This is a genomic window from Paraclostridium sp. (assembly GCF_051657365.1).
Lineage (GTDB): Bacteria > Bacillota > Clostridia > Peptostreptococcales > Peptostreptococcaceae > Paraclostridium.
In genome coordinates this window covers 1-10,764 of the sequence record NZ_JBOFKN010000037.1, presented here as the reverse complement: position 1 = coordinate 10,764, position 10,764 = coordinate 1, and the positions used below count along the sequence as shown (strand labels likewise).

General features: G+C 27.9%; 11 protein-coding genes. All 11 read left to right on the top strand.

Features of this window, described 5'->3' with window-relative positions:
* Positions 1 to 60 precede the first annotated feature (60 nt).
* The gene (locus ACRCYC_RS03090) at positions 61 to 942 is read left to right on the top strand and encodes a tyrosine-type recombinase/integrase (RefSeq protein WP_438617716.1); all 882 of its coding nucleotides are present in this window, start codon (positions 61 to 63) and stop codon (positions 940 to 942) included.
* 23 nt (positions 943 to 965) lie between these two features.
* The gene (locus ACRCYC_RS03085) at positions 966 to 2,135 is read left to right on the top strand and encodes a phosphopentomutase (RefSeq protein WP_438617715.1); all 1,170 of its coding nucleotides are present in this window, start codon (positions 966 to 968) and stop codon (positions 2,133 to 2,135) included.
* A gap of 21 nt (positions 2,136 to 2,156) precedes the next feature.
* Complete coding sequence (locus ACRCYC_RS03080) at positions 2,157 to 2,978, top strand: purine-nucleoside phosphorylase (RefSeq protein WP_438617714.1); 822 nt, start codon at positions 2,157 to 2,159, stop codon at positions 2,976 to 2,978.
* Positions 2,979 to 3,027: 49 nt separating this feature from the next.
* Positions 3,028 to 4,353 (top strand): pyrimidine-nucleoside phosphorylase, encoded by a 1,326-nt coding sequence (locus ACRCYC_RS03075; RefSeq protein ID WP_438617713.1) that lies wholly within the window; start codon positions 3,028 to 3,030, stop codon positions 4,351 to 4,353.
* A gap of 137 nt (positions 4,354 to 4,490) precedes the next feature.
* Positions 4,491 to 5,549, top strand: a complete 1,059-nt coding sequence (gene mltG / locus ACRCYC_RS03070; RefSeq protein ID WP_438617712.1) for an endolytic transglycosylase MltG — start codon at positions 4,491 to 4,493, stop codon at positions 5,547 to 5,549.
* Positions 5,550 to 5,651: 102 nt separating this feature from the next.
* On the top strand, positions 5,652 to 6,320 hold the full coding sequence (locus tag ACRCYC_RS03065) for an O-methyltransferase (protein WP_438617711.1): 669 nt from the start codon (positions 5,652 to 5,654) through the stop codon (positions 6,318 to 6,320).
* On the top strand, positions 6,313 to 7,248 hold the full coding sequence (locus tag ACRCYC_RS03060; protein WP_438617710.1) for a peptidase U32 family protein: 936 nt from the start codon (positions 6,313 to 6,315) through the stop codon (positions 7,246 to 7,248). The genes ACRCYC_RS03065 and ACRCYC_RS03060 overlap by 8 nt, the downstream gene beginning before the upstream one ends.
* 67 nt (positions 7,249 to 7,315) lie before the next feature.
* On the top strand, positions 7,316 to 7,945 hold the full coding sequence (udk, locus tag ACRCYC_RS03055) for a uridine kinase (RefSeq protein WP_438617709.1): 630 nt from the start codon (positions 7,316 to 7,318) through the stop codon (positions 7,943 to 7,945).
* Positions 7,946 to 8,004: 59 nt separating this feature from the next.
* On the top strand, positions 8,005 to 9,699 hold the full coding sequence (locus tag ACRCYC_RS03050) for a peptidoglycan D,D-transpeptidase FtsI family protein (protein WP_438617708.1): 1,695 nt from the start codon (positions 8,005 to 8,007) through the stop codon (positions 9,697 to 9,699).
* 79 nt (positions 9,700 to 9,778) lie between these two features.
* On the top strand, positions 9,779 to 10,429 hold the full coding sequence (gene sigK / locus ACRCYC_RS03045; RefSeq protein ID WP_438617707.1) for an RNA polymerase sporulation sigma factor SigK: 651 nt from the start codon (positions 9,779 to 9,781) through the stop codon (positions 10,427 to 10,429).
* 101 nt (positions 10,430 to 10,530) lie between these two features.
* The coding region (locus tag ACRCYC_RS03040; RefSeq protein WP_438617706.1) for a hypothetical protein at positions 10,531 to 10,764 on the top strand (234 nt) is incomplete at its 3' end.

The window sequence follows — 10,764 nt, the reverse complement described above, 5'->3', positions numbered from 1 at the left end:
ATTTTAAATGCTGTATCTATAGCAACTTTACAAATATTTTAAAAAGTAAAGGATTATAATATGCAACTATTAAATGAATATATAAATTATATAAAATCTGTTAGAAAATTAACTACAAATACAGTTAACTCTTATTTTATAGATATAAAAAAATATTTAGCATACATAGAAAATAAAAATATTGACTTATTTGATTCCACAGAAAATGATATAATAAGCTATATAATAGAACTAGAAAAAATAGATGTATCAGCATCTACTATTTCTAGAAGTATATCATCTATAAAATCTTTTTATGAATATTTATTTTTGAATAGGTATATTGATTGGAATGTATCTAAAAACATAAAAAAACCTAAAATAGAAAAAAAAGAAATAGATATTTTGACAGAAGAAGAAATAGAAGCTTTACTTAATTTTGATGAACTTAAAAATCCTAAAAATATTAGAGATAAAGCTATTTTTGAGGTTTTATATGGGACAGGAATGAAAGTGACAGAGCTTATAGAATTAGAACTTGAAGATGTAAATATTGAGTTTGGATATATTTGTTGTAAATCTGGGAAATATCCTAGAGTGATTCCACTAGCGAAAACTACAAGTAAATATATTGATAAATATTTACGAGAATCAAGATGTGAAATTTTAAAATCTAACTACGGGGAAAAGGCTTTATTTATTAGTTCTAATGAAAGTAAGTTTACAAGACAAGGACTTTGGAAACTTATAAAAAAACATGCACATAAGGCAAATATAAATAAAAACATAAATCCGACTATACTTAGAAATTCATTTGCTATACATTTGATAAATCAAGGTACAAATATAGCTGTAGTTAGTAAAATATTAGGTAATACTAATTTAAGTAGTTTACAAAACTACTTAAATTGTATAGATAAAAATATAAGACAAGAACTAAAAGAGAAACATCCTAGAAAATAAACTAACATGTAGGAGGCAATTTTATGAATAGAGTTATATGGATGATAATTGACAGTGTTGGAATAGGCGCTCTTCCTGATTCTGAAAAATTTGGAGATGTAAATGTAAACACTTTAGGTAATATAGTTAAAGCACATAAAGATATAAAAATACCTAATATGATAAATCTTGGATTAAGTAATATAGAAGGTATAGATACTTTAGAAAGCATAAATGAACCATTAGGAGTATTTGGACGAGCTAGTGAAGTATCTAAAGGTAAAGATACAACTACAGGCCACTGGGAAATGACTGGGGTTTTAGTTGAAACTCCTTTTAAAACCTATGAAAATGGATTCCCAAAAGAAATAATAGATGAATTTGAAAAACGAACTAATAGAAAAGTTATAGGTAACAAACCTGCATCTGGAACAGCTATATTAGATGAACTAGGAGAACAACAAATGAAAACTGGAGAAGTTATTGTATACACTTCAGCAGATAGTGTATTCCAAATAGCGGCTCATGAGGAGATTATACCTTTAGATGAATTATATAAAATGTGTGAAATAGCAAGAGAAATAATGATGGGAGAAAATGCTGTAGCTAGAATTATAGCAAGACCTTTCATAGGAAAACCAGGATCGTTTGAAAGAACTTCTAATAGAAGAGACTACTCTCTGAGTCCATTTGAAGATACTGTATTAGATACTATAAAAAAATCTAAATTAGATGTAATAGGTGTTGGAAAAATAGAAGATATATTCAATAAGCAGGGAATAACTGAGGCTATACACACTAAAGATAATATGGATGGTGTAGATCAAACTATAAATTATATGAAAAAAGATAACAATGGGCTGATATTTACTAACTTAGTAGATTTTGACTCTAAGTATGGACATAGAAGAGATGTAAATGGATATAAAAATGCATTAGAAGAATTCGATGCTAGAATACCTGAAATATTAGAAAATATGAAAGATGATGATATATTAATTATAAACTCAGACCATGGAAATGATCCTACATATAAAGGTACAGATCATACCAGAGAATATATACCTATATTAGTTTATGGAAAGAGTTTAGTTAATGGATATGATTTAGGAACAAGAACTAGCTTTGCAGATATAGGTGCTACTGTAGCAGATATATTAGGAGTAGAACTTCCGAAGAATGGAATAAGTTTTAAATCTGAAATTATTAAATAGGCAACTAGACGGAGGATTAAAATGAAAAATTTATATGATAAAATACAAGAAAGTACAAAATATATAAAATCAAAAATAGGAGAAATTCCAGAGATAGGACTTATACTGGGTTCTGGATTAGGGGTATTAGGAGATGAAATTCAAAATCCAGTAAAAATTAAATATGATGAAATACCTAATTTTCCCGTTTCAACAGTAGAAGGACATAATGGACAATTAGTTATAGGTGAATTACAAGGTAAAACTGTAATAGCTATGCAAGGTCGTTTTCATTTTTATGAGGGATATTCAATGGAATCAGTAACCTTCCCTGTTAGAGTTATGAAAGAACTAGGAGTGAAGACTGTTATAGTTACAAATGCAGCAGGAGGAGCTAATAAATCATTTAAGCCAGGAAACCTAATGATAATAAAAGACCATATAAACTTTAGTGGACATCATCCATTAATAGGGCCTAATGATAGTAGATTAGGGGTAAGATTCCCAGATATGTCAACTGCATATACTCCAAAGTATATAGAATTAGCTAAAGAATGTGCTAAAGAATTGAATATAGATGTACAAGAAGGTGTATATACTTTCTTTAGTGGTCCAACATATGAAACACCAGCAGAAGTAAAGCTTGCTCAAATATTAGGATCAGATGCTGTTGGAATGTCAACTGTTCCAGAGGTTATAGTTGCTAGACACTCAAATTTAGATGTTATAGGTATATCTTGTATAACTAACATGGCTGCAGGTATATTAAATCAACCTTTAAACCATGAAGAAGTTATAGAGACAACACAAAGAGTTAAATCAGAATTCTTAAGCTTAGTTAAATCTATAGTTAATAAATTATAATCAAAACAACAAGTATGACTAAAACATAATGATATAAAGGAGAATAACTATGAGAATTTATGACATTATAAAGAAAAAAAGAGATAAAGAAGTTTTAACGAAAGAAGAGATAAATTTCTTTATAGAAAGATATTCTAAAGGTGAAATACCGGATTATCAAGCATCATCTCTTTTAATGGCGATATACTTAAATAAGATGAATAAAGAAGAAACGGCCTACTTAACAGAGGCTATGATGAATTCTGGAGAAGTTATTGATTTATCTGAGATAAATGGAATAAAAGTAGATAAGCATAGTACTGGTGGAGTAGGTGATAAGACAACAATAGCATTAGCGCCATTAGTAGCTGCTTGTAAAGCTCCTGTAGCTAAAATGTCAGGTAGAGGACTTGGACATACAGGAGGGACCTTAGATAAGCTAGAATCTATCCCAGGATTCTCAATCGAAATGGAACCAAGTAAATTCATAGAATCTGTAAATAAACACAATATAGCAGTATGCGGACAAACAGCATCTATAGCTGTTGCAGATAAAAAAATGTATGCATTAAGAGATGTTACAGCCACTGTTGATAATATATCTTTAATAGCAAGTAGTATAATGTGTAAGAAACTTGCATCAGGTGCAGATGCTATAGTTTTAGATGTTAAAACTGGAGATGGAGCATTTATGAAAACCATTGATGATTCATTTGCACTTGCAAAAGAGATGGTTGACATTGGTGACAATATGAATAGGGAAACAATAGCACTTATAACAGATATGGACGAGCCATTAGGATTTGCTGTTGGAAATTCATTAGAAGTTATAGAAGCTATAGAAACTTTAAAAGGAAGAGGACCTAAAGATTTCGTAATGCTATGTGAAACTTTAGGTGCATATATGTTAGTTTTAGCTAAAGTAGCTAAAGACTTTGAAGAAGGAAAAGCTAAAATACAAGAAGCTATAACTACAGGAAGTGCACTTGATAAATTAAGAGAATTTATAGAAAATCAAGGTGGAGATAGTAACGTTGTAGATGACTATAGTCTACTACCTCAAGCTAAAGAGGTAATGGAGATAAAGGCACCTAAAAAAGGATATATAAAAAAAATAGAAGCAGAAGAAGTTGGAGTATCAGCTATGATACTTGGTGCAGGTAGAGAAACTAAAGATGATGAACTAGATTTATCAGCTGGTATAGTTTTAACTAAAAAAGTTTCTGAATTTGTTGAAGAAGGTGAAATTATTGCATATATGCATTATAATAAGCTAGATAAGATAGATTCAGCTAAAGAAAGATTTTTAAATGCATATATAATAGATGATGAAAAAGTAGAATCAGGTAAACTTGTTTATGGGGTTGTTACTAAAGATAAAATTACAAAGTTCTAAAGATATGATTAAAAAAAGCCTAACGTGTGAAAAATAACGTTAGGCTTTTTATTTAGTTTCGACAATCTTATTGAAAATTTTCATGCTTAGATTTATAATATAAAGGATATAAATATGCATAAGGAGTAGATAACCCTATGAATTTTAGAAAGGTAAACTTAAAAGTTATAGCTATTATAACTGTACTTGTACTGGCCCTAATAGGGGGATATATATATATCCAAATAGGACCATACGATAAAAATAGTAAAAAGGAAATAATAGTAGAAATACCTAGTGGAGCAACTTTGACAGATGTTTCAGGTATTTTAAAAGAAAATAAACTTATAAAAAATAAAATACTATTTAAAGTTGTTGCTAAATTTAAACCAACTGAACATGGTGTAAAAGCTGGAAAATATTTATTGCGACAAAGTTATTCAAATTCTAAAGTATTAGATATTCTTCTTAGTGGAAAAATTTATAACGAAGGAATAAAAGTAACAATGCCGGAGGGTCTAACTTATAAAGAAACAATAAAATATTTAACAGATAAGGGTATAGGAAATAAAGAAAAATATGAAAAATTAATAAACAATCCTAAAGAGTTTTATAATGAGTTTAGCTTTTTAAATGAAGATGATATTAAAAGTTTAGAAGGATTTTTATACCCAGACACTTACTACTTTGAAAAAAATAGTACTGAAAAAGAAGTTTTATCAGAGATGCTAAAAAGATTTAATCAAATGTATACGGATAAATTCAAAGAAGAACAAAAGAAAAGAGGGTTAACTCTTCAGCAGGTAGTTAACTTAGCATCTATAGTAGAAAAAGAAGCTGTTTTAGATGAAGATAGACCAATGATTGCAAGTGTTTTTTATAATAGATTAGATATAGATATGCCGCTACAATCAGACGCTACTATACAATATATATTTGATGAAAGAAAAGGAAGAGTTATGTACAAGGATTTAAAAATAGATTCTCCATATAATTCTTATGTCAATAAAGGATTGCCACCTACACCTATATCAAATCCAGGTGTTAAATCTATAGAAGCGGTATTAAATCCAGCTACCAGCGACTATTTATACTTTGTAGCAACTGTAGATGGTAAGAATAATTATAGTAAAACTTATGAAGAGCATTTAAAACATGTTGAAAGTTATAAACAAGATAGAGATAAGTTAAACCAAGAAAAGTCAAAAAGTAAATAAAATATTTGTCCATAAAGGCAAAGGATTATCGCGATAAAACTTAATTAAGTATAAGAAGCGAGACTTTTGCCTTTTTTTAGGGCAACTCAAGGAGTTGAAAATATGAGCAATATAGTTGATGGTTTAGTGGAAGATTATATAAGAACTACACTAAAAGATAAAGATGGTTTACTAAAGGAATTAGAAGATTATGCAAAAGAACACAATGTTCCTATAGTTCATAAAGAAGTTTCAGATTTTCTTAAAGTATTATTAAAAATGCAAAAACCTAAAAGAATTTTAGAAGTTGGATGCGCTATAGGATACTCATCTATTTTATTTGCTACAGTATTAGATAAAGATGTTGAAATTATAACTGTAGAAAGAAATGAAAAGATGATAGAAAAAGCTAAGGAAAATATAAAAAGAGCTGGAATGGAAAATAATATAACTATACTAGAAGGCGATGCGGAAGAATTACTATCTCAAGTTGAAGGTGAATTTGATATGATTTTCCTAGATGCAGCTAAGGGACAATACAAGTTATTTTATGATATGGTAATAGATAAATTGAAAGTAGATGGACTTCTTATATCTGATAATATTCTTTATAAGGGTATGGTTGCTCATGATAGTTATGTTATAAGACGAAAGAAAACTATTGTAAAAAGAATGAGAAGTTATTTAGACTATATATGTAATTGTGATTATTTAGATACATCTATAATTCCTATTGGAGATGGAGTCACGCTTAGTTATAAAAAGAAAATAAGAGGTGATTTGAATGAATAAGGTTGAATTACTAGCTTCAGCTAAAAATTTAAATAGCTTAAAAATAGCTTTAGAAAATGGAGCAGATGCTGTATATATAGGTGGAGATTCTTTTGGAATAGATGCTATAACTAAAAAATTTTCTAGTGAAGATTTACAAAATGGAATTAAGTTTGCACATGAGAAATTAAAAAAAGTTTATGTAGCTGTAAATGTGATGCCGCATAATGAAGATTTCAAAGAATTAAAAGAGTATTTATTGAATCTTGAAAAATTAGATATAGATGGAATAATAGTTTCAGACCCAGGAGTACTTACTATAGTAAAAAATATTGTACCTAATATTAAAATTCATATGGGTCAACAAGCTAATGTAACTAACTATAATAGTGCGAATTTTTGGTATGAGCAAGGTGTTAAAAGGATAATAGTAACTAGTGAATTGTCTGTAGATGAAATAAGTATGATTAGAGCTAAGACTCCACTAGATATGGAAATAGAGGCATTTATACATGGACCTATATGCATATCTTACTCAGGAAGAAGACTTATAAGTAGTTATTTAGATGGAAAAGAAAATATAGATTATAGAGAAGGTAATAAAAAATATAATTTATTGGAAGAAAAAAGACAAGGTGAATATTACCCTGTATATGAAGATAATAAAGGAACATTTTTCTTTAATTCAAAAGATTTATGTATGCTAAAATATATACCAGAGTTTATAAAATCTGGAGTAACTAGCTTGAAAATAGATGGAAGATTACAAAATGATGAGTATTTAAAAACAGTTATAAAAGTTTATAGAGAAGCATTAGATGAATTTTATAAAAATCCTAACGGTTGGGAATTTAATCTTAGTTGGGTAGAACAAATTCAAGCTAAGAGTAATAGACCATTAACAAATGCATTTTACACAGGACAAGCTATGCCAGATGATTATGAGTAAACAACATACAAATAACACATCAAAGTTAATAGTATAAATAAAAAACTTTTAAGGAGAGAAAAGACATATGAAAAAAGAAAAAAAGACACTTATAATAGGTATTACAGGTGGAACAGGATCAGGTAAAAGTACAGTATGTAAATCTATAAAAGAAAGTATACCAGAAGAAAATATTGCTATACTAGAACAAGATGCATATTATAAAGATCAATCTCACTTATCATTTGAAGATAGATTAAAAACAAACTATGATCATCCTTTATCATTTGACAATAAGTTATTAATAAATCACTTAGATATGTTATGCAATGGAGAAGCTATAGAAAAACCGATATATGATTATGAACTACACACTAGGAATCTAGAAAAAACTATAACTACGGAAGCTAAAGATATAGTAATAGTTGAAGGTATAATGATATTAGAAGATGAAGAATTAAGAAATAAGTTAGATATAAAAATATATGTTGATACAGAAGATGACTTAAGAATATTAAGAAGAATACAAAGAGATATAAAAGAAAGAGGAAGAACAGTTGATTCTGTTATAGAGCAATATTTAGCAACTGTAAAGCCAGCACATGATCAGTTTATAGAACCATATAAGAAGTATGCAGATATAATAATACCTGAAGGTGGTCAAAATGAAGTAGCTATAGATATGGTAATAGCAAGAATAAAAACACAATTACATTAATTAAGTAGTATTAACCCCTTAGAAATTGTCAAGAATTACAATTACTAAGGGGTGATTTTATGTCTAGGAAAAAAAGTGTAATAAACTATACTAGTAAAAATAGAATGTATTTTGTATTTATAATATGTATATTAATTTATGGATTTCTTACATATAGATTAATAGATATACAATTGATAAATGCTAGTTATTATGAAAAATGTGCAAAAGAACAGAGTAATTCAACTTTAAAGTTAAGTTCTGGAAGAGGAACTATATATGATAGAAATAATAAAAAACTAACTGACAATAAAGTTAAAGATATAATTATAATACAAAAAGATAAAATAAGCGTAAATGAAGGATATACAGATCTTATACAGGATGTTACGGGATTAGCAAAATTTGAAATATACAAGAAGATCCAAGAAAATCCAACATCACCTATAGTGGAGTTAGAAATAAAAAATATTAATGATGATTTGAAAAAGAAATTAGAGAATGAAAATATATTAATAGATAAAAAAACATACAGATACTCAGATGAAAATTTACTAACTCACACTATAGGATATTTAGATAGTGATGATAACGCTGTAAGTGGAATAGAAAAAAGCCAAGATGCTATGCTAAAAAATAAAAATTTAGATTATGTAGAAGTTTTTAAAGCTGGTAGCTCGGGAAATTCAGGAAAGTATAAAAAATTAGGTGTTTTAAATGGAAGTTATAAAGTTAATGAAAATAGTTCAGAGGATAATCATCTGAAGCTTACTATAGACTATAACATACAAAAACAACTAGAAAATTTAGTAGATAATGAAGAAAATCCAAGCGCTGTAGTTATATCTGACGTTCAAAAAGGTGAAGTATTAGCTATTTCTTCTAGGCCTAATTATAATCAATATTCAGTAGAGGAATTTTTAAATGCATCTAATGGAGAACTACAAAATAGAGCTATAAGATATATGTATGCTCCAGGGTCAGTATTTAAAATTGTAGTTTTATATGCAGCTTTAGAAAACAACATAATCGATGAAACATACATGCACACATGTACTGGATCTGAGGAATATAATGGTAGAATTTTGAATTGTAATAAGTTAGAAGGACATGGATTATTAACTCTTGACCAGGCATTTGCAAATTCATGTAACACTGCATTTTTAGATATAGCACTAAAAGTTGGTAAGGAAAAAATTATAAAGGCTTCTAAAGATTTACATTTGAATCAAGAAGTAGGAATTGATATAAATGGAGAAAAAAGTGGGAAGTTAGAGGAAACCATAGATATAGTCAATTTATCTATTGGACAAGGTGAAATGATGTTTACACCACTTCAAGTAAATCAAATGACACAAGTTATTGCAAACAATGGAATATACAAACCTTTACGAATTTATGACAGTATTATAGATAATAAGAAAAATATAATTAAAAGTTTTAAAATTACAGAGGAAGAAGAAATATTATCTCCTTATACAATAACTAAGATAAAAGAGATGATGAAGTCTGTATCAAAAAATGGAACAGCTAAAGAGTTAGATGTACTAGAAAAAGGTAGTGGAGTTAAAACTGGGACAACTCAAGCTATAATAAATGTAGAAAATGAAGATAAGACAATAAAAAAACAAAAAATTTCACATGGATGGGTAACTGGTTTTTATCCAGAAGAAAATCCTAAGTATGCTATAACTATTATAATTGAGGGAACTCAATATTCTAGTAAATCAGCAGTACCTTTATTCAAAGAAATATGTGAAAAAATATTAAAATAAATTTTTTTATACAAGCAATTTTATCAGGCCACTTTCATATAATTTAAAATGACATGGAAGGAAGAAAGGGGTGGCCTGATTGACTATATTAAAATCTTTTGAAAAACCCTTAACTCCTGAAGAAGAGTATAATTATTTAACCAAATTGAAAATAGAAAAAGATGAATCAGCTAAGGAAGTTTTAATTGAAAGGAACATGAGATTAGTAGCGCATATAGCAAAAAAATACAATAATGCAAATGAGGACCAAGATGATCTTATATCTATAGGCACGATAGGACTTATAAAAGCTATAGAAACTTATAATGTAGATAAAGGAACAAGGTTAGCCACATATGCATCTAAATGTATAGAAAATGAAATACTGATGAATATAAGAACTAATAAAAAAAACAAAGTTCAAGTTTCGTTGCAAGATCCTATAGGAACGGATAAAGAAGGAAATGAAATAAGTTTAATTGATGTTTTAGGAACAGATATAGACCATATATTAGATCAAGTAGAACTTAAAGTACAGATAAGTAAATTATATGAAAAGCTAGAAAACATATTAACACCAAGAGAACGAGAAATTGTTCAGTTGAGATATGGTCTAACGACACTTGGATATAAAACACAAAGAGAGATAGCTCAAAAGCTTGATATATCCAGATCTTATGTATCTAGAATAGAGAAGAGAGCATTGAAAAAATTAAGAAAAGAGTTAAAGTCAGAAAAAAGCCTTAATTAAGGCTTTTTTTCTTTTTTGTGATTCAAGAAATGACAAAATATTTAGAAAGTATGTGCTAATATAATTGTAAATAGTAAACTATGGATAAAAGGTGGGAATATATGATTGATTATACAAGTAACATAGAGATAATCTTGGGTATAAACTTAATTATTATGACAGGTATACTAATAAATAGTATATATATAGGTTTTTTTGAAAAGTTCAAAAATATGAAATATATAAGTAGAATGTATTTCTTGGAGATTTTGATATATATAGGATTTATTTTAACGAAGGATAAATTTATAAGTATATATAAATACTTGATTTTTATTTATGTTTTGGCAAAGATA